Source organism: Bacteroidia bacterium (genome assembly GCA_016218155.1).
In the GTDB taxonomy this organism is placed as follows: domain Bacteria; phylum Bacteroidota; class Bacteroidia; order Bacteroidales; family GWA2-32-17; genus GWA2-32-17.
In genome coordinates this window covers 19,141-45,690 of sequence record JACREQ010000093.1, presented here as the reverse complement: position 1 = coordinate 45,690, position 26,550 = coordinate 19,141, and the positions used below count along the sequence as shown (strand labels likewise).

General features: G+C 31.1%; 22 protein-coding genes and 1 tRNA gene. 8 read left to right on the top strand and 15 right to left on the bottom strand.

What is annotated here, in order from left to right:
- The 5 genes from sprA to HY951_15430 all read right to left on the bottom strand — a co-directional run.
- The coding region (gene sprA, locus HY951_15450; GenBank protein MBI5541459.1) for a cell surface protein SprA at window positions 1-3,530 on the bottom strand (3,530 nt) is incomplete at its 3' end.
- Window positions 3,531-3,547: 17 nt separating this feature from the next.
- Window positions 3,548-4,129, bottom strand: a complete 582-nt coding sequence (ruvA, locus tag HY951_15445) for a Holliday junction branch migration protein RuvA (GenBank protein MBI5541458.1) — start codon at window positions 4,127-4,129, stop codon at window positions 3,548-3,550.
- A gap of 75 nt (window positions 4,130-4,204) precedes the next feature.
- Window positions 4,205-5,260: a 4-hydroxythreonine-4-phosphate dehydrogenase PdxA gene (gene pdxA / locus HY951_15440; protein ID MBI5541457.1), complete on the bottom strand. Its 1,056-nt coding sequence runs from the start codon at window positions 5,258-5,260 to the stop codon at window positions 4,205-4,207.
- A gap of 161 nt (window positions 5,261-5,421) precedes the next feature.
- Window positions 5,422-5,832, bottom strand: coding sequence for a hypothetical protein (locus HY951_15435; GenBank protein MBI5541456.1), 411 nt, complete (start codon window positions 5,830-5,832; stop codon window positions 5,422-5,424).
- An 8-nt stretch (window positions 5,833-5,840) separates the two neighbouring features.
- A complete protein-coding gene (locus HY951_15430; protein MBI5541455.1) occupies window positions 5,841-8,474 on the bottom strand; it encodes a valine--tRNA ligase in 2,634 nt (877 codons plus the stop codon).
- Between the two features lie 282 nt (window positions 8,475-8,756).
- Between HY951_15430 and HY951_15425 the strand changes: the two genes are divergently transcribed.
- The 6 genes from HY951_15425 (at window position 8,757) to HY951_15400 (ending at window position 14,142) form a co-directional block, all read left to right on the top strand.
- On the top strand, window positions 8,757-9,239 hold the full coding sequence (locus tag HY951_15425; GenBank protein MBI5541454.1) for a DUF1573 domain-containing protein: 483 nt from the start codon (window positions 8,757-8,759) through the stop codon (window positions 9,237-9,239).
- A gap of 12 nt (window positions 9,240-9,251) precedes the next feature.
- Window positions 9,252-10,478 carry a pyridoxal phosphate-dependent aminotransferase gene (locus HY951_15420; protein ID MBI5541453.1) on the top strand — a complete coding sequence of 409 codons (1,227 nt, stop codon included), beginning with the start codon at window positions 9,252-9,254 and terminating at the stop codon, window positions 10,476-10,478.
- A gap of 64 nt (window positions 10,479-10,542) precedes the next feature.
- Window positions 10,543-10,626: transfer RNA gene (locus HY951_15415), tRNA-Leu, on the top strand.
- 301 nt (window positions 10,627-10,927) lie between these two features.
- Window positions 10,928-11,875 carry a radical SAM protein gene (locus HY951_15410; protein MBI5541452.1) on the top strand — a complete coding sequence of 316 codons (948 nt, stop codon included), beginning with the start codon at window positions 10,928-10,930 and terminating at the stop codon, window positions 11,873-11,875.
- Window positions 11,868-13,445: a hypothetical protein gene (locus tag HY951_15405; GenBank protein MBI5541451.1), complete on the top strand. Its 1,578-nt coding sequence runs from the start codon at window positions 11,868-11,870 to the stop codon at window positions 13,443-13,445. Before HY951_15410 ends, HY951_15405 begins: the two co-directional genes overlap by 8 nt.
- Before the next feature lie 46 nt (window positions 13,446-13,491).
- Complete coding sequence (locus tag HY951_15400) at window positions 13,492-14,142, top strand: hypothetical protein (protein MBI5541450.1); 651 nt, start codon at window positions 13,492-13,494, stop codon at window positions 14,140-14,142.
- 168 nt (window positions 14,143-14,310) lie between these two features.
- Here the strand turns inward: HY951_15400 and HY951_15395 are convergent, their stop codons facing one another.
- From HY951_15395 to HY951_15385, 3 genes are all read right to left on the bottom strand, one after another.
- On the bottom strand, window positions 14,311-15,714 hold the full coding sequence (locus HY951_15395; GenBank protein MBI5541449.1) for a hypothetical protein: 1,404 nt from the start codon (window positions 15,712-15,714) through the stop codon (window positions 14,311-14,313).
- Window positions 15,715-17,445 carry an SIR2 family protein gene (locus HY951_15390; GenBank protein ID MBI5541448.1) on the bottom strand — a complete coding sequence of 577 codons (1,731 nt, stop codon included), beginning with the start codon at window positions 17,443-17,445 and terminating at the stop codon, window positions 15,715-15,717. It abuts the gene before it with no gap.
- 275 nt (window positions 17,446-17,720) lie between these two features.
- On the bottom strand, window positions 17,721-18,371 hold the full coding sequence (locus tag HY951_15385) for an SH3 domain-containing protein (protein MBI5541447.1): 651 nt from the start codon (window positions 18,369-18,371) through the stop codon (window positions 17,721-17,723).
- A 744-nt stretch (window positions 18,372-19,115) separates the two neighbouring features.
- On the opposite strand from HY951_15385, the gene HY951_15380 reads away from it, so the two are divergent.
- Together HY951_15380 and HY951_15375 are read left to right on the top strand one after the other, a co-directional pair.
- Window positions 19,116-20,033, top strand: a complete 918-nt coding sequence (locus HY951_15380; protein ID MBI5541446.1) for a hypothetical protein — start codon at window positions 19,116-19,118, stop codon at window positions 20,031-20,033.
- Window positions 20,034-20,045: 12 nt separating this feature from the next.
- Window positions 20,046-20,273, top strand: a complete 228-nt coding sequence (locus tag HY951_15375; protein ID MBI5541445.1) for a hypothetical protein — start codon at window positions 20,046-20,048, stop codon at window positions 20,271-20,273.
- 385 nt (window positions 20,274-20,658) lie between these two features.
- On the opposite strand, the gene HY951_15370 is transcribed toward HY951_15375, so the two are convergent.
- From HY951_15370 to HY951_15340, 7 genes are all read right to left on the bottom strand, one after another.
- Window positions 20,659-21,576 (bottom strand): hypothetical protein, encoded by a 918-nt coding sequence (locus HY951_15370; protein MBI5541444.1) that lies wholly within the window; start codon window positions 21,574-21,576, stop codon window positions 20,659-20,661.
- Window positions 21,573-21,917 carry a hypothetical protein gene (locus HY951_15365; GenBank protein ID MBI5541443.1) on the bottom strand — a complete coding sequence of 115 codons (345 nt, stop codon included), beginning with the start codon at window positions 21,915-21,917 and terminating at the stop codon, window positions 21,573-21,575. The genes HY951_15370 and HY951_15365 overlap by 4 nt, the downstream gene beginning before the upstream one ends.
- A 91-nt stretch (window positions 21,918-22,008) precedes the next feature.
- Window positions 22,009-22,332, bottom strand: coding sequence for a helix-turn-helix domain-containing protein (locus tag HY951_15360; GenBank protein ID MBI5541442.1), 324 nt, complete (start codon window positions 22,330-22,332; stop codon window positions 22,009-22,011).
- A 200-nt stretch (window positions 22,333-22,532) separates the two neighbouring features.
- Window positions 22,533-23,747 carry a site-specific integrase gene (locus HY951_15355; GenBank protein ID MBI5541441.1) on the bottom strand — a complete coding sequence of 405 codons (1,215 nt, stop codon included), beginning with the start codon at window positions 23,745-23,747 and terminating at the stop codon, window positions 22,533-22,535.
- Window positions 23,748-24,086: 339 nt separating this feature from the next.
- Entirely contained in the window at window positions 24,087-25,184 is a 1,098-nt protein-coding gene (locus tag HY951_15350; GenBank protein ID MBI5541440.1) for a hypothetical protein, read from the bottom strand.
- Between the two features lie 43 nt (window positions 25,185-25,227).
- The gene (locus HY951_15345) at window positions 25,228-25,932 is read right to left on the bottom strand and encodes a hypothetical protein (protein ID MBI5541439.1); all 705 of its coding nucleotides are present in this window, start codon (window positions 25,930-25,932) and stop codon (window positions 25,228-25,230) included.
- 34 nt (window positions 25,933-25,966) lie between these two features.
- Entirely contained in the window at window positions 25,967-26,542 is a 576-nt protein-coding gene (locus HY951_15340; protein MBI5541438.1) for a hypothetical protein, read from the bottom strand.
- Window positions 26,543-26,550 lie beyond the last annotated feature (8 nt).

Here is a 26,550-nt window from a genome sequence, read left to right as displayed (position 1 = left end):
TCTGTGTTAGGTTGAGTGGTAGATGCATTGGGATAACTTTCAGGAGAAAGTTCAGTTGGCAAACTGTTTTTTTCTACACCATTGTAATTCTTATATCTATCAAGAATACCGAAATATGCTTGTTGGTCGTAATCACTTCCTCTATAAAAATGGTAGTCGTCGCTTGAAGGGTCATTCAGTGCATTTTGCAATGCAACAGAGCCTGGATATTTTAGTTCCATAGAATCAAGATAGGCTACATACCCTATCGGTGACAATGGATTGGAGCCTCTGAAAAATGAATTTTCGGATACATTTGAAAGTCCATCAAGTCCAACATCCTGAAATGGTCTGGAGTCAACCTGATTATCAAATGCGTTAACAACAGACTGAATAACCGGAACTCTTCCCCAGAATGTTGTGTCAACTAAAGCTACTGTTGACGTAGTTGGTAATCCGTTTTCAAATGATTTTCTACCATCGCGCAGAACATCTTCAGAAATGTCTCCAAGGTTAAAATAAAGATTACCTCCAGTGTGTAATGTATCGTAAACAAAAGGATCCATTAACCAAAATTCTACAAATTCGATATTAGCCGATTCAAAGTCGTTACTTTCAATCCTTCGCATTATACCACCCCAACGTTTTGTTGGGTTTAACAATTTGCCGTCAGTAGAGATATTTAAATAATCGTAATTATATGGACCTTTTTCTTCAGGGTAATATGCAAAGTTTAAAATCGGAATATATGATGGAACTCCGTTTTGTTGCTGTTTGTTAGGCCAAATTTCTTTTTCGTAAACTTCACGTGTAAGATGATTTTTTAAATCGTTACCAAGATTTGATGGAGTTACGCTACTTGAGCGATAAAATACAGAAGGATCAATAACGTACCATGCAGTTTTTGCACGGTTAAAACCAAATGAAAGATCATTTACGGCATTTCCTTCAGGAAAAAGCCCTGTCTGTCCTTGTGGGGTACTAGCCAGAACCCATGAGCCAACTGAGCGCAAATCAATTGATGATTTACTTCCCTCAAAATCATCAATATAAGAAATTCCTGTTTTTGCGATAGCTTTACTGTGACCAGGTATTAAGTGAGCAAATTCACCTGTTACCATAAAATTTGAAGGTGCTTTTGTTTCTAAAAACGGGAGTTTATCGACCAGTTTTGTTAAAAATCTTGATTCTGTTCTATATGTACCGTCAATGCCCCAAATTGTATTTGAAATAGGCTCATCGCCAATACCCACTTTTTGGGTAAGTGGTCTTTCTGTAAGATTAAGTATGGTACCACCAACACTAAAGTCTTTATTTACCTGATAATTTAAGTGCATTCCCATTAAGGTTTTGCTTTGTATATTAAATAAAGACTGACTTTCGAGCGATATTTTAATAGGCGTACCGGATTGTAATAATCCCTGATTAATAATTTTTACACGACCTAAAGTATAATCAACAGTATAATCCTGATTCTCAACTAAAATTTGACCACCTGCAGTAACCTTAACAGAACCCTGAGGAATGTTCATAGCATTTAAAGCAATATCTGAACCTGATGCAGATTTATAACTTCCTTTCATGAAGAATTTATTTTTTTCTGCAATCTGTCTTGCTTTACTTTGTGTAGAATCGTATAGTTCTTTATATGAATATTGCTCTGCTAGCGTTGCCTGTGTTGGGTCATTGGCTACCATTTTATCATATAAATAACTTCCAAATGGTTCTTTTACAGGAAAAATAACCCTTCCATTAGAAGAATTAATGGTTACTTTATCAATAAAGTCGAAACGATTATCTGAATAAGGGTCAAGCTGAGAATTCAATCTGTCGAGGTTAAGAACCTGAATAAGAGGTATACGATCCAGTACGCCAACCGGAACCCATGTAATGGCAGTACCGGTTTTATCGTTTTGGTACATAACATCCAATTTAAAATCTTCGCTATTAACCTGATATGCACCAATTGAGTAAATATTTTTCATCATCAAATCCCACATAGGGTTTTGAGGAGTGAGAGATGTTCCTTTAATAAGTTTTAAAATAAGTGCGTTTGGTGAAGCAATAGTATTTGAGAACTCACCAACCTTAAAATTCCTACCACCAACAGTATATTCGTAAGCTACGGCTAAAACCTCGTCGGAATTTAATGCTGAATTAAGAGAAATATATCCTAATGTAGGGTAAATAGTATATTCAGAAGGGCTAAGCATTCTCATTGACTCAGTTGCATTATAATCAGTTCCAGGTGTAAAAATTCCATTTAATGCACTTGTAACACTTGAAAGGGTTCTTATATCAGGATATGTGCCTTCAACATGGTTAAGTGAATTTATTGTATCTGCAGGATAAGGATATTGATAACCTGGAGTTAAAGAAACATTCTGGCTATAAATATTAGGTATTCCATCCGTTCCCATTCCTTCACCCAAATCGGTAAATGCAACAACATTTCGGGCATCAGTGTAGTTTCCACTTTTATTTGTTACCCAAACTTCTATCCTGCTGATATTTATCCCTGAATTAATAAGCGGAAGATTTGCTAAAAAGTTATCGTAGTTATCATAAAAATATTGTCCAAGAAAAAAGTGGCGATTTGCTTCATACTGGTCAGCGTAGACTTCAAAATTACTAATTTGGGCACCGCCCTGTACTTCAACAACCTGTGATTTTCCTTTTTGTTGCGAGAAAATATTTGTAACTGTTAATTTACCAAACTGCAATTCGGTTTTTATTCCAAACAAACTGTAACTACCATTAATCAGCGACCCTGTTAAAGGTAAGCTTACATTACCTGCTTCAATTTTTCGGATAATTTCATCGTCTTTACCTTCATAAGCAAGTTTCATTTTATTTTCAAATTCAAATGATGCTTCTGTATTGTAGCTGGTACTAAGTTTTAATTTGTCACCTATCTGACCGGTAACATTCATCTGAATTTTTTCCTGAAAATCAAAAGTTGTAACTTTTCTCTGTTTTACAGGCAACTGTGGGTTGTCAGTTCTTTGAGTATTAAGTCCAAAAATTAATTCTGCAGAACCTTGTGGTTTTATATCAATAGTGCTGCTTCCAAAAATAGTATTGAATATATCACCTGGTACTCTGATTTGTGGAACAAGAGGTTTTTGATTGTCAAAATTTTCACCTTTAAATCTCTGTCTCCAATAATTTCTTACTGCTCTGTTAAAGTCTTCTTTCTGATAATCCTCAAAAGACATTGATTCAGGACTTCTGTATTTTAAATTTCCAATATTTTCGTTGATTTGGTATTCATTGGTCTCTGGATCATATTCTGTATTGGTAGTAATGTTAGCCGGTTTGTGAAGATACATACCTGATTCGTAACCTTCATTTGTTCCCGATTTATTTCCCTGATCGTTAAATGGAAATGGAAGAATTACTGTTGTATCTTTTTTCCCTGTATCGGGTGGGGCAGAATATATTTCAGTATTTAACGGATTGTGCTTTTTTGTAACCGGACTTAGCATTACAAAAGGCCAAACTGAAGCCAAGGCTGCAAAAAAAACGATATTTATAAATACACTCTTCAATTCTTCTTAATAGATGTTTATAATTGCTTTAATGCCTGTTTTACAAGCTCTTCGGCAGACATTCCTGCTTTATCCAATAATAATTTATCAAGTGCTTTTTCCGAAACATTTCTGGCAAATCCTAACATTAACAGTGCAGATAACGCTTCTTCTCTCATTGTATTGTGTGCGCCTTTAAAAATTTCTTCCTGACCACCAACTTTTGCAATTTTATCGCGTAAATCAACAATAATTCTTTCTGCTGTTTTTTGACCTATCCCTTTTATGCCTTTAAGTAATAATATATTAGCGCCCATTATTGCTCTTTGAATCTCTTCTGCACTTAATGACGAAAGCATCATTCTTGCTGTATTTGGGCCGACTCCGCTAACAGAAATTAACTGACGGAATAATTCTCGTTCCTGTCTGGTACTAAACCCGAAAAAAAGCTGAGCATCTTCGCGAACAACGTGGTGAAGATATAAAAGACAATTATCGCTACCGTTTATTTTAGAATATGTGTTTAGTGAAATATTAATAATGTAGCCAATGCCAGTATTTTCAACTACTGCATAGGCTGGTGTAATTTCAGTAAGTTTTCCGCTAATATATTCGTACATAATACAAAGTTAGAAAGTCTAAAAAACTTGCTAAAGTAACAAAAAATTGTGGTTTAACATTATAAATGTAAAGTCTTATTGACAATTGCCATTATCCTGAACTACAAGTGGATTGGCAGTTAAATTGCGGTATTCAATTCGTTTTCTGAAAATATCGCATGCCATATAAAGTGCTTTTCTGAATGAATCTGGTGTAGCCAGATTTTTATCTACAATATCATATGCCGTACCGTGTGCAGGGGAAGTGCGTACAATTGGCAGACCTGCTGTAAAATTCACACCGTCATCAGAAGCTAATGACTTAAATGGAATTAGCCCTTGATCGTGATACATTGCAAGAACAGCATCGAATTTCATATAATTTCCAGAACTGAAAAAACCATCAGCCGGATAGGGTCCTAAAGCCATAATTTTTTCGTCGCGGGCAGTTTTTAGTGCCGGAATAATTTCAGTTTGTTCTTCATTTCCGATTAAACCGTTATCACCTGAATGAGGATTTAACCCAAGAACAGCAATTCTAGGGCGACGGATACCAAAATCTTCAATAAGTGAGCGATTTATTATTCTTAATTTTTCGATGATTTTTTTTGCACTTATGTTTTTAGAAACTTCTGAAATAGGTATATGACCGGTTACTACACCAATTTTCATTTTATCGCTTACCATAAACATTAAAACATTTTCGCTTTGCCATTTTTGCTGAAAATACTCGGTATGACCAGGAAATTTAAAATCTTTTGATTGTATGCTTTCTTTATTTATTGGTGCTGTAACAAGTACATCAATTTCTCCTTTTTGTAAATCGCTTACTGCTCGCTGAAGGGCATCGAAAGCTGCTTTACCACTTTCGGGTGTTGATTTTCCCGGATCTACTTTTACTTCTTCGTCGGTACAATTTATAATATTTGCTCTTTTAGGATTCGCTTCGCTTGCATTTCTAATTTGGTTAAAGCTGAAGTTCTCAATATTTAAAGCTTTACGATGATAAGATGCAACTTTTGAAGATCCGTATACTATTGGAGTACAGATTTCTGTGATTTTAACATCGCTTAAACATTTTATAATAATTTCGTATCCAATGCCATTAATATCGCCATGTGTAATGCCAACAACTATCTTTTTTTCGCTCATGATTAAAATTTAATAATAGTAAGAATATTCACAAAGATAGTAAGAAAAATGTGATAGGGAATTTGAAAATAATTTAAAATAAATTTCCGAAAATTTACAAAGTATAAGCCTTTGCAAACTTTCGGAAATAATAATTTTATAAAAAAAGAAAGTGTAATTTCTTACATAAATGTCATATTCCCGTAACCTCTGTCAGAAGAGAAAGTAATCTGAGGTTGGGAACCTGAAGAAACAAATACCTCAAAATATTTACCATCTGTTACTTTCATAGTAGTTCCTTCAACTTTTTTCTCTAAAGAAATAACTGTTACTGTAAATGATTTTTCAACACTGTCGGTGAAGTTTACTGAAACTTCTTTTTCGTTATAACTGATTGTTGCAGCAACTGCATTTTCTTGTACAGTACCATCCTGATTTGTTACAAATTGTTTGGTTACTTTTAATTCAGTTTTAGGTGTTGAAGAAACGACAGTTGAATCATTTGTTAAAGATTCAGTATTTGTTTCAGAATTACTGCAGGAAAAAAAGAAAGCTGCAGAGATTAACGTCAGAATAAAAAGATTTTTTTTCATATAAATTCTTATTTATTTGTTAGCGATTGTATTTGGTTTTCAAGTGATTTAATTTTTATTTCAGCATCCGATTTCTTTGCAAGTTCAATCTTCACAACTTGTTCAGGGGCATGATTTACAAATTTTTCGTTAGCTAATTTATTATTTACAGAAAGTAAGAAACCACGAAGATAATCAAGTTCTTGTTGTAATTTATTAATTTCATCTTCAATATTTAATTTTGTTCCAATAGGAATAAAATATTCTATAGTTTTAACATGAAATGTTGCAGAGTTTTCAATTTCTTCAGAAGTTTCAATTATGCTTTTTAAATTACAGAGTTTTGAGATTACAGAATTTAAATTTGTCTTATTTTCCTCACCATTTGATTTTAAATAAAGTTCAATAGCCTCTTTCATCGGAAATCCTCTTTCGGTGCGAATTGTACGAACATTTGCAGTAAGTTCTTTTAAATTCTCAAAATCATTTAAAAGTTGTTCATTATATTTTTCGCATTTTGGCATCTGAGTTATCATAATACTTTCACCGTTGTTACGGGTCTCAATTATTTGCCATATTTCTTCGGTAATAAATGGCATAAACGGGTGTAACAATTTTAAAAGTTTATCGAAAAATTCAATGCTCGATTTTAAAGTAGCTCCATCAATTGGTTGCTGATATGCAGGTTTAATAATTTCTAAATACCATGAAGAAAACTCGTCCCAGAATAGTTTGTATATTTCCATTAATGCTTCTGAGATGCGATATTTATTAAAATTATCGTCAACACTTTCTATGGCTTTATTTAAAACAGAGTTAAACCACTCTATTGCAATTTTTGAATGTTCAGGTTGTTCTGCTTTATCGTCAACTTCCCATTGATTAATTAATCGGAAAGCATTCCATATTTTATTTCCGAAATTTCTACCTTGTTCTGTAAGATTTTCGTCAAATGGCAAATCGTTTCCCGCAGGCGAACATAACAACATGCCAACACGAACACCATCAGCTCCGTATTTTTGCATTAATTCAATTGGGTCTGGAGAATTACCAAGTGATTTTGACATTTTTCTTCCCTGCTTATCACGAACAATACCTGTTAAATATACGTTACTGAAAGGTTTGTCGCCGATGTATTCATATCCTGCAATTATCATTCTGGCAACCCAAAAGAAAAGAATTTCAGGTGCAGTGATTAAATCGTTAGTTGGATAATAATATTTAATATCAGGATTATTAGGCTTATTTATTCCGTCAAAAACTGAGATTGGCCACAACCATGATGAGAACCAGGTATCAAGTACATCTTCGTCTTGTTTTAAATCTGATGCAGTTATTTCAGGATGTTTTGCTTTTGCTAATTTTAGTGCTGAATTAACATCTTCTGCAATTACAAATTCATGGCTATCTTTTATGTACCATGCCGGTATTCTATGCCCCCACCATAACTGACGACTAATGCACCAGTCTTTAACATTCTCCATCCAATGCTTGTATGTATTTTTAAACTTTGCAGGAATTAGCTGGATATTATCATTCATAACATTATCCAAAGCCGGAACTGAAAGATCTTTCATTTTCAGAAACCATTGTAATGAAAGTTTTGGTTCGATTACAGCATTGGTGCGCTCAGAGTAACCAAGCTTATTGTTATATTTTTCAACTTTTACAAGATTTCCAAGTTTTTCCAATTCTGGAACAATTAGTTTTTTTGCTTCAAAACGATCAACCCCTATATAGAATCCGGCTTTTTCGCTTAAAGTTCCGTCATCATTAAAAATATCAATTGTTTCTAAATTATATTTTATTCCAAGTTCATAGTCGTTGATATCGTGAGCAGGAGTAACTTTTAAAGCACCAGTACCAAATTCGCGATCAACATAACTGTCAAAGATTATAGGAACTGCTCTATTCACTAAAGGAATGATTACTTTTTTACCTTTTAAATGAGCATATCTTTCATCTTCGGGGTGAACACAAACAGCGGTATCTCCAAGTATAGTTTCCGGACGAGTTGTAGCTATTGTTATAAATTCTTCAGAATTTTCAATTTTATATCTAACAAAGTACAAATTAGATTGCTCTTCTTTGTAAATTACCTCTTCATCAGATACTGCTGTTTTAGCTTGTGGATCCCAGTTTACCATTCTAACTCCACGGTATATAAGTCCTTTGTTATATAGGTCAATAAAAACCTTTATAACACTTTCCGAAAGAGTTTTATCCATTGTAAAACTTGTGCGTTCCCAATCGCATGATGCACCAAGCTTTTTAAGTTGTTCTAAAATTATACCTCCATGTTTTTCTTTCCATTCCCATGCATGTTTTAGAAATTCTTCTCTTGTAAGTGAATTTTTGTCAATTCCCTGATCTTTTAATTTTGCTACAACTTTTGCCTCAGTAGCAATAGATGCATGGTCGGTTCCGGGAACCCAGCAAGCATTCTTACCGAGCATTCTGGCACGACGAATAAGAACATCCTGTAAGGTATTGTTAAGCATGTGACCCATATGAAGAACGCCGGTAACATTTGGCGGAGGGATTACAATTGTGTAAGCTTCACGATTATCTGGTGTTGAACGGAAAAAACCATTTTGCATCCAATATGAATACCATTTGTCCTCTGTTAGCGCAGGATTATATTTTGCAGGAATTTCTTTCATCTCAATTCTTTTTCTATGGTTGCAAAAATATAAATTTTCTTTCGGATAAAAAGATTGTTTGTCATTTTACACATTAATATATAGTAACTAATGTTTCTAAGTTCCAAACATGCTTAGTAATGATAAAAATTAAAGATATTTAAGAATTGCATATCTCAATATATCAGCTAATAAGAATTAAGGTATGTTTCTTGTATAAAAAAGAAGCAACTAAAATTTCATTATTTCGTCTTAAATACTGTAACTTCGCACGAGTTTATGTTCAATTAAAAATATAAAGTTATGAGATCAATTATTTTGATTTTTCTTTTTGCAGTTATTTCTACAGGAGTAACTTTTTCTCAGACAATGACACATAAGGATAGTCTAAAAGCAGCTAAAAATGCAGCTTTTTTAATGTTTGAAAAGACAACGCATGATTTTGGCACAATTCCATATAATGGTGATGGTAGTGTTGATTTTAAATTTAAGAATACAGGAAAAAATCCTTTAATTATAAGTAACTGTCAGGCTTCATGCGGATGTACTGTTCCTGATTGGCCAAAAGATCCGATAGTTAAAAATGGAACCGGAGCTATAAAAGTAAAATATAATACTACACGTGTTGGTCCTTTTCAGAAAACCGTAACTGTAACTTCAAACTCTTCAAATTCTCCAATCGTCATTACAATAAAAGGTACTGTAGAAAAAGCTATAGAAGAAAAAACAGTTCCTACAAAAGACGAAACTGTTCCAAGTATTAATAAAGTTAACGAACAGCATTAAAAAATTTAATTTATGCTTACTATTTCCGAAAAGGGGAAGCTTATGCCTGCTTCGCCTATACGTAAATTAGTTCCATTTGCAGAAGAGGCAAAATCACGTGGAACTAAGGTATATCATTTAAATATTGGTCAACCTGATATTAAAACTCCTGAATGTGCTTTAGATGCAGTTCGAAATGCTGATTTAAAAGTTATAGAATACAGCCATTCTGCAGGATTTATATCTTATCGTAAAAAACTGGCAAAGTATTATCAGGGGGTTGGTATTAATATTACCGAGAATGAGATAATAGTGACCAATGGAGGAAGCGAAGCAATACTTTTTGCATTAATGGTTTGTGTTAATCCTGGTGAAGAAATAATTATCCCTGAGCCTTATTATGCAAATTATAATGGGTTTGCAATAACTGCCGGGGTTGTGGTTAAACCAATAGTTTCTTCAATAAAAAAAGATTTTGCTTTACCGGCTATTGAAGATTTTGAGAAAATTATTACTCCCAAAACAAAAGCAATAATGTTATGCAATCCAAATAATCCAACAGGTTATTTGTATTCAAAAGAGGAACTCGAAAAATTAGCAGTACTTGTAAAAAAATACAACTTGTATCTTTTTGCCGATGAGGTTTACAGAGAATTCTGTTATGATGGTGAAACACATTTTTCTGCAATGAACCTAAAAGGGCTGGAGCAAAATGTAGTTTTGTTAGATAGTGTTTCTAAACGTTATAGCATGTGCGGTGTAAGAATAGGAGTAATGATAAGTCATAATTGTGAAGTAATGCGTGCGGCTTTGAATTTTGCTCAGGCAAGATTGTGTCCGCCAAGTTATGGACAAATTGCTGCCGAAGCTGCTATTGAAACTCCAAAAGAATATTTTACCGAAGTATACAATGAATATATTGAACGACGTAATTTTATGGTTGGTGAATTAAATAAAATGCCTGGAGTTTATTGTCCATTGCCCAAAGGTGCGTTTTATGCTGTTGCTTCTTTTCCTATTGATGATGCAGATAAGTTTTGTGAGTGGTTATTAACCAGTTTTAGCTATAAAGGACAAACTGTTATGATGGCACCTGCTAGTGGATTTTATTCAAATCCTTCAATGGGGAAAAATGAATGTCGCTTAGCTTATGTTTTAAATATTGAAGATTTACGAAACTCAATGGAAGTACTTGCTCAGGCATTAAAGGTATATCCGGGAAGAACAGTTGGTAATCTCCAATTTGCTACTGAGAAGTAAGAATTATTTTGAAATTTTGTAAGAATAAAACATTTGTATATCTTCGCAACCCTTATAAATTGATGCCCGGATGGCGGAATTGGTAGACGCGCTGGTCTCAAACACCAGTGAGGTCATACTCGTGCCGGTTCGACCCCGGCTCCGGGTACTCCGAAAAATCGAAAAAGCCAGATTTACTGAGAAGTATATTTGGCTTTTTTAGTTGGGGGGATAAATAGGGGGATAACTTTTGAAAATAAATTAAAATAATAGCTTGTTTACGATTTGCTGAAGTAAAACTATTTGCCAATAAATTTGGGCACTGTTGATATCTTATTATGCTAATAGACAATGACTTTAAGTTATAAACACTATTTAGTTCATTTCTTTCAATAAGGAAGTGAATGGGAATAGATCCTCTTACTTATATTTGCCCTACCAATAATTGACCTGAACACAATCGCTTTAAATTGAGCACCTTAAAAGAAATAACTGTTGAGGTTACACAGAAGTGTAATTCTAATTGTATTTTCTGCTCATCACTAAGTAAAAGTGATAGTATACATGAAATACCATTATCAAAACTGAAGGAGATTTCAACTTTTTCTAAGAACAATGGTGCATCAAATATCAATATTTCAGGCGGAGAACCATTGCTTTATAATGACCTGACATTGTTTCTTAAATTTAATAAGGAAAATGAATTGAACTCAGTTGTATATACTTCGGGTAATGCTGATTTTGATTCCTTTTTTAGTGATCTAAAAGCAAAAAAAATTGGACAGTCAGACCTATCTTTTGTTTTCAACTATCAATCGATTGATTGTGAAATATTTAACACGTTAACAAATACCAGTGATTGTTTTTCACTAGAAAACATCAATAAAAATATTTTGAAGTGTTTACAAGAGGGCTTCAGAGTGGAGGTTCATATTGTTCCAAACGCCTTAAACATAGGAACAATATATAAAACCTGTAAATTTCTTAAAACAATTGGAATCTCTCAAGTTAGCTTACTTCGTATTGTTTATCAAGGTAGGGCAGCTGAAAATAAAAACATTCTTAATTTCACAAAAGAACATATGTTGCCTAATGTTATAGAAAACATAAAAAATGATATTTGTGACGATAAGTTTTCATTAAGAGTAGGTATTCCATATAGTAGTTTACTTTTACTTAAAACCCCCTGTTATGCTGGAACTGGTAAGCTAATTATAAAATATGATGGAAAAGTTTTTCCTTGCGAAGCCTTTAAAGAATCTCCCAATAATGAAAGTTATATCTTGGGTGATATTTATATTGAAACCTTACAAGAAATCTGGCACAAGGAAAACATGAAGCTTATCGAATTAAAAAAGAGCATTAAAGAATCATCCTGTGAATCATGTCCTGCGCAACTTCTTTACGAAAATGTGTAAAGAAAAAGTAATTGTAGAAAAGCCATACGAAGGTATACAGAACATTCAAGAGATCTGTGGAAAATATACCAAAATTGAAGATCAATTAAAGATTTTTCTTTTTGAAAAAACTATTATTGACATAAAGGATTTCATAGATCACGAAGAATTCAGAAAAGACGCTAAAAAAGTTAAAGCACTTTGGAAAGATATCCTTATTGATTGTCTAACTGTATTAAAATTAAACGATTTAAGGGAGAAGATTTCTTATAAGACAAGTGAAAGCAACTTTTCTCTAAATACGATAAAAAGTGTTAGATTATTTAGCTCTTATGGAATTGACGAATTAGACAAATACATAGATGATTTTGTTGAATTTGAATCAATTCTTTATGGTTCTGATGCTAATTACAGAGACCATGTTAATCATGTGATTTATGTATGGTTAATTGGGCTTAACATATTATTAGAAAAGAATAATTATTTAAAATTCAATCAGGACGATTTGCTCTTTGTTGTTGACAAATTCTATTCTGGAGAATTAGTTAACTTTGATACAGAAAAAAAACAAGTAAATTTCAAAGAAAGCTTTCAAGAAATACTAAAGAAACCTGAGAATAAGAAAAGCTTTTTCTGTACTAAAAGTGAATTCTTTTCAATTTGGTCAATTACAGCATTGTGTCATGATTTAGGTTACCCACTCGAAAAGGCAAAAAACATTAATCTAAATTTAAAAAAGATATTGAGTCATTTTGGAAACCTTGACATTAAAGAGTTTTCTTATAATTTCAATATCATTAATAACTTTTTAGTAGAAAAATTTTTAAATATTGTCTCATCTAAGATTAGGCGAGAAGGAGGGCCAACCCCTGAAGACCTCACGAATAACCATATTGGGCAAACAATTGTTCAGTCAAAATATAGAGATAAAATATCCAAATCCCTAGAAGATCATAAGCATGGTGTATTAAGTGGATTATTGTTATACAAAACACTTACATATTTTTTAGAAACGGATTTTTCATATTCCAATGAATTAATGAGCTATGAAGACTCTAGGCAGTTTCTTATTAGAAGAGAAGTTTTAAGAGCAATTACTAGCCATACTTGCCCAAAATTGTATCATTTGGATATTAGAAACATTTCTTTTTTACTGATTTTGGCGGATGAATTACAAGAATGGGATAGGCCGAGTTTCGATGATATGCGAAACAGAATTAGTAAAACCGGAAAGTATAATATTTCTATAGACGAGATTAAATTTGATAATGATGAAGATGTCGTTTTAAGAGTCTTGTTCCAAGTAGATAATGATGAAGATTTCAAAAAGGATAGTTCTGAATATACAAAAAGAATAAAGCATAAATTTCGATTTTTCCAACATATTTTACGAAGTGCTAAAGATGATGCTAAAAGAAATTTCACTTTTAGATGGAAATACAAAATTAAGTTTGAAAATGAAAGCTTTGTTTATAGATTTAGATTTGACTCTAAAAAGGATTCTTTTGAACAAATAAAGTCTACAAACTATAAGCTCGACTCAAATAATGTAATAATTGGGGCGCATGCAGATTTTGACATATACAATTAGATTTGTTAGATATTATTATTTTTAAGAAATTGAAAAAGTGAAAGTGATGGAAATGCATAAAAGTTCTGTCAAAACTGAAATAAAATTCATTCATAATACCCCTAAAAATAAACTTCAAATTAATTCCAGAATTAGTATTCTTCTATCTTCTGTGGTTGTAACAAACTATGAAAAATGCAGTAAACTATGTGAAATTGGTTGCAAAAACTATAATTTAAAATATTCTTGTCCACCATTAAGCCCTTCATTTCAGAAAATTTCTGCCGGATTTAATTACATAGTGGTAAACTCAGTCATTGTCCAAATGAATACATTAAGGAAACAATATAATTCAGTGCGGATTGCAAATGCAGTCTCTAAAAGTATTCAAAAAAAAGTTTTTGATAATTTACGTGACAATTCATCTAATAAAGAAGAAATAAAAATACTAGCAAACGGTTCGTGTCGGTTATGTAAAACTTGCAACTTAAAAAAAGATGTTGGATGTAAGTATCCAAACAAAATGAGTCCTAGTTTGGAGGCAACAGGTGTCGATGTAAATTCTTTAATGAGAACTGCATTTGGATTGGAATTGCAGTGGTACTCAAAGCGTTTATTTCCAAACTATCAATGTGTCGTGGGTGGTGTACTAACTAATGATCCGAATAAAATTCAAACGGAGCTTTACAATTATTACTCACTTTTTTACATAAGTTAACTATTTATACTTTTGGGTAATTGAAAAGCAGGATTAACTGTTAATGAGGTAATTAATTGGTTTAAATCATAAATTAGAATTTTTTTGATATTATTCAATTCAACAAATACATTACGATGGCATTTTCTAAATTTTACCTTGTGGCAAAAAGAACAATTTGCAGAATAATCACATGAAATATCTAAATTCATATGGTTTGTTGACCAAATTATTCATTCTCTTTATTGTTGTGGCTAATACTTTTGCATATCCCAACGTTACCGGCAACCTATCATATAAAGCATCATGATTCCAATTCATTTTTGTTAAGCCCATAATTGCAAGACAATTTTGGTTCCATCCGCCTTCACCAGCAAATCGTTTTATAGTTAATGGAGATGGAATGTTTTTTCCTTCTTTAAAAAACCTCTCATTACCAAGAAAAACATTTCCTTGTGTCCAAAGCATAACTTCATTAGCTCCGGTTGAAACATAAGTACCTCTTTCAATTGGGCCTCTATCAACAACGGTTTTGCCTGTATCATTTATATAATTTATACCTCTCCAATTTGAATGATCAACAATTTGCAGAAGTTCAAGTTTTATATTACTTGGAATTGCATCAAATGCACCGTCAATTTCATTTTTTGAAAAATAACTTGTTTTATGGACTATTAATTTTTTAGGTGCTCTACCAGAGTGTCTTTTCTGGTATAAACTTAAACTTTTTGACATTACTTTTCTCATTTCTGCTCTGGTCAGGAATGGGTTATCCCCAACCCTAAAATCTATTTCTCCAGCATCATAAGCGATAAATTCTAGTCCAGTTCCATCAGAATCAAATACCTGACTACAACAAGTAGTAAAATCAAACTGTTCTGTTTGGGGATTATATCGACTTGAATAACTTAAACCGATAAATGCAGTTTCCTCATCTAAGAAACCAAGTTTCCAAGGCACACCACCTGCTTTAACGTAAAGAGCAATACTTAAACGCCACATTACGCTGCATCTACATTTATAGTTAATGACTTTACTTTCTCTTAATATTTGTGTTGGAATATTTAGGATTGCAGTTTTTGCTTTTAAAAAGTCATGAAGATCAAATCCAGTTTCGATATCCTCAAATCCTTCTCGCCATTGTTCTGGCAAATAAACAAAAAGAACATCAAAGTCCTGTTTCCTTTGAGCCATACTATTTATTGCATTGCTTAACTCTTGGCTTAAAACTATATATGATTTGTTTGTTGTATTTTGAAGTTTTAAACCATCAATTTGTATAGATTGTTTTTCGTCAAGTAGTTCGAGTTTAGTTTTAAATATATGCTCAAAACTTTTAAAAACTGGTAAATACTTTATTCTTTCTTGTGGATTATGACTTTTACTTAATTCGGAAAATAAATTATTAACAATGTGGAAACAATTATAAGGGCATATAACTCCTATTCTAATCTTATCAATTGGAGCTAGCTTCTGACTGTATGGGCCAAATTCAACAAGTCCCCTAAGGGGATGAATATGATAAGGATTTGAAGTAAATGCCTCAAACATTAACCTTGGTTCATCTATTTTATTTAATCCTGGAAATTCCATTTAAATTGTTCTTGAGAATGCAGATTCACGTTTTAATTTATAATTAGCATTAAAGCCTTTTAATTCATTTCCAAATGCAGAAATATTTATTTCCTTTTTGTCTAAAAAGATTAAATCAAGCCATACATCAAGTATGTTAGAATATTTATTGTTAAACCACTTTGCTGTACATTCCTTTATAAATGGAGCAATTTTTAGTCGTTCTAATTGATTGTCTGTTTTGCTTGCAAGCGTTGTAGGGGATATTACCAAGAATGAGGTAGAAAATTTCTTTTGCAAACAAATTTCAATCGCATGTATCCACTTAATACTTGTTTTGGGTATTATTCCTGTTAATGGAGTCTCTAAAACCTTTTTTAATGGTTCAAAAAATGGATCATTTATCATTTTGGGATCAGGTATAACCAAATATCGATTTCTTCTTTTTATGTCTATTAGAGGTTTGTTGTTAGTAAGTGCTTTTAATAAACCATATGTTAACAACCCTTTCAATGTTGAATCATCATAATTTATTGTTGATTCAGGTATTTGAAATATATCTTTTTCAGTTTGTCCATAAGTAGAAAACACTTTTTCAAATTCATCGTCAGAACCAAATCCAACAATACCAGATTGCTTTCTAATAGCGATAAGGTCTGCTTTGCTTTTGTGTATTAGTTCTTTAATTTCTTTTGTGTTTCCTGCATCACATTTTATTAATCGTGCAGTTGAAGGTAATTCTTCAATTTCAATTCCATTAAATCTAATTACAGGATATTTAGTTCCTTTATCGGGTAGCTTAATATTTGTACGCTTGAAATAATTTGTATTAAGTTTTGAAATATCTTCTACTGGCAAATCTGAAATCCCTTTTACAATTTCAGCCCAAGCAGAGTCAAATGTTTCAATTTCTACAAACTCTGCCTGTATTTTTTTACTTTTAGCTTTGTCAATAAATTCAACAACTTCTTTTAATGGATTAGAACCAGTTCTTATAAACCAAAATATACCATTTGGAAAGCTAGTGCTTTGATCTAATGCTTTATTGAAAATTTCCATCACAGATTCATCTCTACCGCTATATCCCATAACTGCTAATCCATTAGAAATACAAGAATGAAATAGAATGTCTCTAAGTTGAAAGTCTTGTTGTTTTAATTCCTCTGATGTGTTTTTTAATTTTTCAGAAAAATAATCTCCATGAATTTTAGTAATAAATGGTCGAAGATTTGAATGATATTTTTGAATTGCTGTTAGGGTATTATCAATAGAAGCAACGAAAAATTTATCCATTGTTTTTAACTGGTCGATGGCAGCATTTTCAAAAGCTTTATCAAAATTTGTTGTAAATACTAATTTAATAAACTCATTCTTCATTAAGACACCAATTACCTTATGCCCAAAACTATTTTGCATTCCTTGAAGTTGTTGCATTAAGTAATCGCTTCTATCTCTAGCAGAGGGGTATGCTTTTTCAAAATAAATAGAATATTCTTTTATAGAATTTTCTTTAGGATATTCATTTTTGCTATTAAAATAAGATTGGATCTGATTTCTAATTGCAGGATTACTCAGGTTGTTAAATAAAGAAATTTGGTAACCTTCTTCAGAGCAATATATCTTGCGTTTAAACTCCCATACCAGTTCACTTGCTGTTGGTATACCTGCAGAAGCAGAGGTGCCTGCACCGAAAAACCAAGCTAATGATTTTGCTCGTAATGGGTATAATCTTATGAATTCTGAAAGTTGCATTTTATACTATTAGTTTCATGTTTTAATTCCTTTAATTTCTAAATTGTAAGTTAAATCTGTATTTTCTTTATTTTATAATGTTATAATGATTAATAAAAGAATGTAGTTTACACCAAAACAGAATTTTGTATTGGTAAATATCGCAAGAAATTTTAAACAAAAAAAATCATGTCTTATGAGAATTGTTATTTCTAGAAAAAAGTTACCCAATACTTAATTTAGAGATATAAAAAATTGCTGAGAAATAATTTTTAATAGGGAATTCGATTTGTTAATTATTCATTTTTTGTTTTGTTCTTCTGTAAAAGTCCAACTATAAGTCCTACAATGCCACCAACAGCTCCACTTATATAAATTTTTTGAATAATTGGTTCTAAAATAGCATAACTAAAAATCTTAAAAAGGGCATCATCATCAGCAGAGTTACTCAAAGGATTTAGAAATTTTAAAGAAATATACTCATTTACAAAAGGAACTTTTCCAAAAATGAAAAATCCAACTACAAGTCCTATGATTACGAATAATAAAGTAAAGCTTATTACATGAAAGGTTTTGCTGCTTGAAATAAAACCTAATATGATAGCAATTAAAGTAATTCCAACGATAATGATTAAGCTAATTGTATTTTTGTTATAAGAATCTTTTTGTAAATCATTGTCATTTTCAATGATTGGTGTTGATTTTGATAGAAATTCGCTGGAAACATAACCTTGTTTTCCATAATAATTTATCAAATACCAATCATCAGTTGTTTTTTCGATTAATTCAACCTCATCCCCATAACTTAGTTCAAAGACTTTGTTACATTCTTTTTTTGGGCAATCTCTAATGTTAAGAGTAGCAGATGTTACTTTATATTTTTCTTGCCCAATAACATTTGTAAAAAGTGATAACAAAGTGACAAATAAAACAAATAGTTTTTTCATAACAATTAGCCTTTACTACAAAAAGAGGGCGTGGAACAGAAACAATATTTGTTGTAGAGGGACTGGTATCCCGACCTTACAAATAAGTTCAGCCCACGCCTTTGACGTGAGCATTACTTATTATTTCTGTAAGGTCAAAAAATTACCAGTTTTCTACAACCGAAATAAATAAGAGATGCTTTGTTATTTAGTTTCTATTTGTCCTTTTTTGTTTTCTATATTTTCGAATTTTTAGTTAAACCTTTACAAAAATCTATTTCAGAAATTTGCAATGGTAAATATCGAAAGAATTTTCATATCAAAAAAATTTTCCAGAAACATTACAAAAACAGGGTATTCTTTTATATTTTAAATTATTGCATGGTCTAAACTCGGGTAACAGAATATTATAACGGTAAGATGGTCATAAATGGTAAAAATGACTTGGAAATTATTATGTTATTTATGGGCAACCCAAGTCAAAAGTTTAATGTTGCATGACTTATGATTATAGGCAATTGATGTGTAAATAAAATTTAAGAATTAATATGACCGAAGATGCTTGGAAATTTTTTTCCAACACTTACCACAGATAGGTTAAAAATCATTGCGGAAAAAGAAAATAGAATTGTTATTTTAATTTAGAAATTTAAAAGTAAATTCCAGTATTTGAAAAAACATCATTATTAATTTAAATCCAATATTTTTAGTCTCTGTGTATAATTAGTAAATTTGTTAGAAAATTTATAAAAAGTATAATTGTAAATGTTAAAAAAAGATGAAATATGGGAGGTGTTTAATGGAGTAAGTGATTTGGACACGTTTCAAAACAAATTACTAGAACCAATTTACCTTAAACAGCAAGTTCCAGATGACATTAAAACTGAAATTAAGCTTGTAGATAAATTGCTGAAACATAGTTATTTTGAGTATCAATTCATTGATCTTGCATTAACTCAAGCAATTTTTGCTCTTGAAAAATGTATGAGAATAAGATATAAAGAAATTAATAACAAATCATCTAAGAGTATTCTTTTTGTAGCCTTAATTGATTGGTTTTTTGAAAATAACTATTTTGAAATTTGGAATAAAGATATCTTAACCATCTTACGTACTATTAGAAATGGGAAATTACATGGAGAAAAGAAAACTATTGGGGGTGTCGCATTTATACATAAAGTATATTCTGTTATATACTTGATTAACGATTTGTATGAAAACCCAACATTAAGAAAAACTCGCATTCTGGGAAGTACAGACTTGCAATCAAATTTGAATGAATTACTTGTTGAAGGAGGTGTTTTGTCATATAATAACAAGAGAATTATTTTTTTTAAAGCAGATTTAGTCTTTTTTAATAATAAAACAATTCCAAACACGATTAATCTTGTTGTTTGGTCAATCTTCGATTTAACAACGTTCAAACAAGAGAAACAAATTATTCCTTATTCTTTTGAAATATCAAACTGGAAATTTCAAATTGAATCATTTTCTGGGCTAAATATTTCAGATAATACAGAAATAATTGTTTCAAAAATTAAAAATGAAAACGATGTGAATAAATTCACTAAATGGAGAAGTGAGTTTCAATCTTTGCCAAATTTCACATTACTTTTTCATTGTACATTTGATCTAGATGATTATTTTTATTCTGCTCTGAAAAAATTTCATCAATTAAATTAACTTTTATAATATATGAAGAATCTACTAAAACTTCATGAAGTTGTTGTTCTATTAAATCAGCCGGATAAAACAGCCACCTTTCAGACCATTGCTGATGAGGTAGAGAAAAGAAACTTATTTCCCAACAGAAAAGGTGGAATCACTTTAGCTAAACAAATAAAATTAAGGACAGCCATTAAATCTAGTAAATACAAACAGTTGTTTGAGTATATAAAACCCGACACAATCAAATTGAAATAACATCATGTTTTCTTTTGAGGTGAAGAAATGTCTATTAATTGCAAGAACATAGATAATATTATTCTGAAAGCATCCCCAATTTGTGACCACTTGGTATTAATAACACCAAAGCCAAAACACAAAAATTAATATCACATTATTTGAAATGTTAATGACCTGAAAAAATCGAGTTGACCCTTTTATTAATTCAAAGATTAAAATTGATTAAAACAATTGTAGTTGTTTGAATTTTGAAAATCTGAAATGAGATATAACTTGAAATAATTATGTGTTGTGTATAATAGAAAATCAGGAGCGTAAATGAAACCTGAAAGGTTGAATGCGTGCTCCTGATTTTCTATTATACATATCCCTTTTTAAGGAATTCTTTAAGAATAATATCTTTCTAATTTTTATAAGACTCACCCACAATAAACACCGTTCCCGGAATTAGCCCTGAAATTGAATCACCATTATTATATTTTGAATTAGCTTTTTCAAATTGAGATTTTATTCTGTTTCTTGCCTTGGGAGAGAATGAAGTATTTTTTAATCCGAAAAGAAGTTCATTATCATTACAACAAATTCCCCTGAAAAAACAGTAATTTTTAAAGTCTTTTGCTGTGCATTTTTTTAAGTCAAATACAGGTTGGTTAATATATGTTATTTCACAATAAAATTGACGAATCCAAAAATCTATTAAACTATTCCAGTTTCTGAAAACATCCTGTACAGTCATGCGATGTATAAGTGGATGTTGGTAGAAAAGACGTGCTTCAAATCTCAGAATATTAAACCTCTCTTGAAGATTTTTATTGTAAACTCTTTTCCCATATTGGCGTTCATTGAGTTTGTCATAGATTATCAAAGTATATTGTGTCCCTTTCCGATAGATCGCATTAGGATAAGTAACAGATTGGAGATACTTATGACCTGCAATAAATGGAAAAACAGAGCTACTGTGTTCAGGCATTTTTATATTTGCTCCTATTTCGATTTTAATTACATCAGCATTCAGAATAAAAGATAGTTTCAGATTCAAACAGTTTGCCAATCGAAAAACAGACTCCTTAAATTGTTGTAAGTTCAGGTCTAACAATGATTTTGCCCCAAACCATAGTTTCCTTGCGTTGAATGTGATTCTTATGTATCCCTTGTGCTCCTTTTTCAAACAAACACTAATAGGGTTTTTATTTCCAACAGGATAAATATTGAATTTTATTGTATTAGCATCTATAGTTGCAACAAAAGAATATAGAGCCAGAAGCCTATCATAATCAGCTTCTGGCAGGAGATTAGAACGAATGGAAATGCGATCAATCATAATGATGAGTCAGTAATGAAAGCTACCGCTTTATCTAAATTAATTTCCGTAGAGTAATAGAATCGTTTTTTATTGCTATTTAAAGCTTTTTGAAGATCATCACCCCTATTAAAGACTTCCCAACAACTATAATATTCATCATTTCCAAGTTTGTACTTTATAAGAAATCCCTCTTTTACTAATTTTTTAAGTTGTCTTTGATCAATGTTATAAGCTAGGGCAACTTCTTTACTTGTAAGTAACATTATTTTACCTTTAATGAAGGGTAAAATTTTCTGAAATTCATCATGAAAAATATCACGAATTTCTTTGAGCAATTGCTCATTTTTTTTTCTTTCCATTTTAAAAAATTTTAATAATTAATACTACAATTTCAATTTTACAATCGGTAGTTCTGGAGTAACCAGAATATTCCTTATAACCAGAGATATTTTATTGTTCTAGCTTATTTTCATATTGAAAATTAATTTCACGTTTATATTTTATTGTATTTACTGCCTTTACAGCTTTCATTACTTGTGTGCGCTCAAAGAAAACCCTTGAACCAATGCGATGTTTTATAAGAATCCCCATTTTTGCCCATTTAAGGACAGTAGGCTTAGACACCTTTAATTCTGCCGCAACCTCCTTACTAGACAGATAATATACATTTTGTTGTAACAAAGGCACAATTACCTGCAATTGCAATTTAACAGATTCAGAAATCATGTCCTGAAATTCTTGTAAAGTAATTTCTCTTAGTATAACATTTTTCATTTTCTTGTTTTTTATAATTATTCAACCAGTGACTTTTATAATCCAAAAACAGAGTTTTGTCTGTTTTTAATCATTTTTATATACTTATAGCAGAAAATGAAAAAAACTGTCACGAGAATGACAGTAGAAACTTGGTTAATAAAATTTTTTCCTGTGGGTGTGTTCAGAGACTTATCTCTGTTGAAAAGATTTAAAAGTAATTATTTAAAAAATGGAGAGTCCATTAATAATTTTGCATTTTCTTCGGAATTAATTCTTATATATCGTAAAAAATTTCGCTCTGTTTTATGTCCAGTAATTTTCATCAATTTGTATGAGAGGTCTGGTGATGATTTATAAGCATTGGTTGCAAAGCTTCTTCTTGCTGTATGAGTACAGATCAGTTCCCACTTTTTGAGTATTTCTTTAGTCCTTTCATTATTTCTTGTCTTGTAAATAGTTATATTTTCATTAATTTCAGCTAACTTTCCTAGTTCCTTCAAATATGAGTTCATTTTTTGATTGGAAATATGGTTAGGTATATTGTAATTGTATTTTTGTAATATGTTTACAATAATAGATTTTAATGGTATTACTACAACCTGATTTGTTTTTTGTGTTTTAATTTGTAAGACATAATTATTTCCATCCTTTTTAATGTTGTTTTCATCAATCTGTGTAAAATCAGAAAACCTTAGTCCAGTATAACAGCCGATCAAAAACAAATCTCTAATACGGTCAAGCCTTTTATTGTTGTTTAAATTCAAATTTTGTATTCTTGTTAATTCTTCTTCATTTAAATAAATCATATCAGGTTCTTCATACGGTACTTTGAATCCTTTATATTCAAGATTATTCGTGTATTTTCTTTCTACAGCTTTATTCAGTATTGCTTTAATCACTGACACGTGTTTTCCAACTGAATTTGGAGCAAATGGTGTGTTATCATTAAGGTATTTCATGAATTTGTCATAGAAAATGAAATCTATATCTTCAAAGTGGTATTCCTTTCTTTCTTCTTTGCAAAAACGAAGAACATGATTTAAAGTACACCTATAATTCTTTAGTGTCCTTGGACTTTGCTTTTGGTCTTTCCCTTGGGCAATAACATTTTCAAAGAACCTAAACAATGTAATACCATTATTTTCCTTGTTCTCACCTAATGTTTTTGGTAATTCATCTTTTAATTTATCCGGTGTTGCTTTTATTCCTTTTCTTTTTAGTCGAATATGAGTTTCTCTAATAGCATGGTCGAGTTGATCCAATCTTGCATTTAATTCTGTGCCTTCTGGAAAACTACTTGTTGTTCTTGCTCTATTTTTCTCTTTATTCCAGTATTTTGGATGTATTTTTTCTCCTGTGGATAATTTTAATCTTTTATAACTTTTGCACTTTGTTGAATATTCATTTTCATAATACCCAAAAGTATAGACCAAGTAGATCAATGTTTGCCTATTTTCATTGGGTTGTTTGAAAAAAAGAGACTTCTGCCATAGACTAAATATTTTAAATTCAGTGGCTAAAATCCAATCTTTTTTTGGAATAAAAAAATAGGGGACGACTCGGGGGATAAATTATTTTTTCGTCTTTTTCTCTTATTTGTCTTCGATGACTTTTTACAGTTTCAAAATTTTTTACCATTGAGACAAACTTTAAGCATAAGATATACTTATGTTGCTAATAATAAGGTAATTCCGGCTCCGGGTACAGATTAAGAACAGTAAGCCTTGAAGTTTAATTACTCTCAAGGCTTTTTGTTTTTATTGCATAAACACTTATTTTAATTTAGAGCCATCAAAATAAAAAACACCATAAGTTCCCTGTCCATCTCTTACAACATCTAAAGGATATTTCTCATCTCCCTGAATAGGGGAATAATCTTTAATATATGTTTCTCCGAATTTTCCAAGACCAATATGATCCTTTATTAAAACTCCTCCGGCAAATCTGTATGTACCATCTTTATCTTTGAAAGCAAAATAAAATACATGGTTACCCATTTTGCAAGTTGCTATATTTGTGTTGGCATCAACTAAAGTTCTAAAATCATCTACACCATCGGCTTTATCAAAAGTTAGTTTTAAAACCTCAGTAATGCCATATTTTTGTTTTATCAGAGCTGTAATTTTAGCTGTTGAATTTTCAGGGTTCTGATATCCAGGATTATTTCCTTTAGAGAAACATGAAGGAAGAGGAAGTTTAGAAGCTTCGATAGCAGCATTTTTGCTTACATTTTTTAAACCGTTTGCTCTAGCATTTTCGCTGGCTTTTTTGCATTGTTCATACCATTTTTCCTGAGTTTCTACAGTTGAACCAGAATAATCAATATATAAATCACCTAATGACTGTAATCCGGTTATCTCAGCATTACTTTCGTTATATTCAGAATAAACTTTAATTGCAAAATGAGATTTTTTACCAAGTTCTAAATCAGATTTAGCAAACGACCAATAAAGTGCTTCCCAATCAGAATAAATAGTTGTTGCATCTTCATTACTAGGCATTACATCAAAATCGATAAAGCTTTTTTCTAAATCAGAAAAAGTTAAGTGAATTATATAGTTGTTGCTAAATATTTCGTCAAATGCTTCTTCATCATTTTCGTTTCTGTTTGTTGGCATAATGCAAAATTTTCGAGCGTAACCAACAGGAACATTATCCATTTTTTTTGATGGATTTGTACAATATGATTTTAATGGCTTTTCTAATATTATTCTTGCATAAATGGGTGAATTTGCCTTAAACTCTTTTTGCTCAGCTCCACCCTGCGAAAAAGGTTTTGAAGAAAAAATCATTCTGTTTTGAGCTTGCATGCTAAACTGAATAGCAATCAGAGCTATAATTGTAAAAATCTGTTTTGTTTTAGTTTTCATGATTGTTGATTTTTAATTAGTGTTTTCTATTTTTTGTTTAATACTACTTGTTGTATTTGGATTGAATACTATCTGTTATTGCGGTGCATCTATCTTTCCAGTCTCCAACCTCTCTACTGTCTGTAACAGTGGTATAGTCAATAGTAATACTGCCCAACGTATTGTATATGCCACTTGCAAGTACAATTCTGCCATTCTTTGTACCAATTTCTTCTTGTGAAACTGAGGGTAAATCTTCATGTAAGTATATTTTGAATTCAGTCTTTTTTCCAACAGTTTTTTCAGTTTCTGGATCGTATTGAACAATGCCCATTCTTGCCAACTCATCGCTAAAGCCTGTACCATAAAAAGTGGTGGCCTCTGTTTCGACTGGCATTATGTCAAGGTTAATTTCATTTTTTTCTAATTCAGAATTTGTAAGATATAATGTTATTTCAACATTTGTACGTCTGTCAATATCTTCATCAGTTGGAATACAATACAATGATATATACGATGAATAAACTCCACTTATATGAAGTTTTTCCATTGCATAGGCATCTATCTTTTTTGCATAATTTTTTAAAGGTTTATTAATACTTATTTTACCATATATTGGTGTATTCCATGTAAATTCTTTTTGTTCAGCACCTCCTTTTGAGAAAGGTTTTGAAGAAAACTCCATTTTAATTTGAGCTAATATTAAATACGGGCACATTGCTATAACAATTGTTGCGAATAAATATTTGAAATTAAAAAATGTATTCATGATTTTATAATTTTTATTATTGTTAGGAGAAATTTTAATTATTTGTGTTTTCAATCGATTGTCCTTCTACATATGTTGTTTTATCTGTTAAATTACCATATTCATCATAGTACATCCAAATACCTGTTTGCATTGCCTGTGGATAAACAGGAATACCTGATGAAATATTTTCTATTGAACCATCATCCTTTACAATTTCTGCCCATCGAATGTCAATTTTCCAAATTGGGAGATAAGTGCCGGATTGCATAATTTTGCCATTTTTATAATAATATGTCCAGTTGCCTGTTTCAATACTATATTCTTCATTAAAATTATTGCGCATTGTTTTCTCATCAATAACGCATTCATTGCAATCTTGATGATTAATTATTATAATATCCTTTTTTAAAAGTATGGTAAATTCTCCCTGTTCTTTTAACATACCATTATCGTAATACGATTTCCATAAGCCAATTTTTAACCCGTTAATAATTTTACCACTCGATTTTATTATTTCAAATTTTTTATTTGATTCGTTATTATTAAAAAGAGTGTCATAAACGATTGTGTCTTGTGCAATTATGAGCTTTGGTGTTGATATTAATAAACAAATAATTATGCGTTTCATTTAAAAAA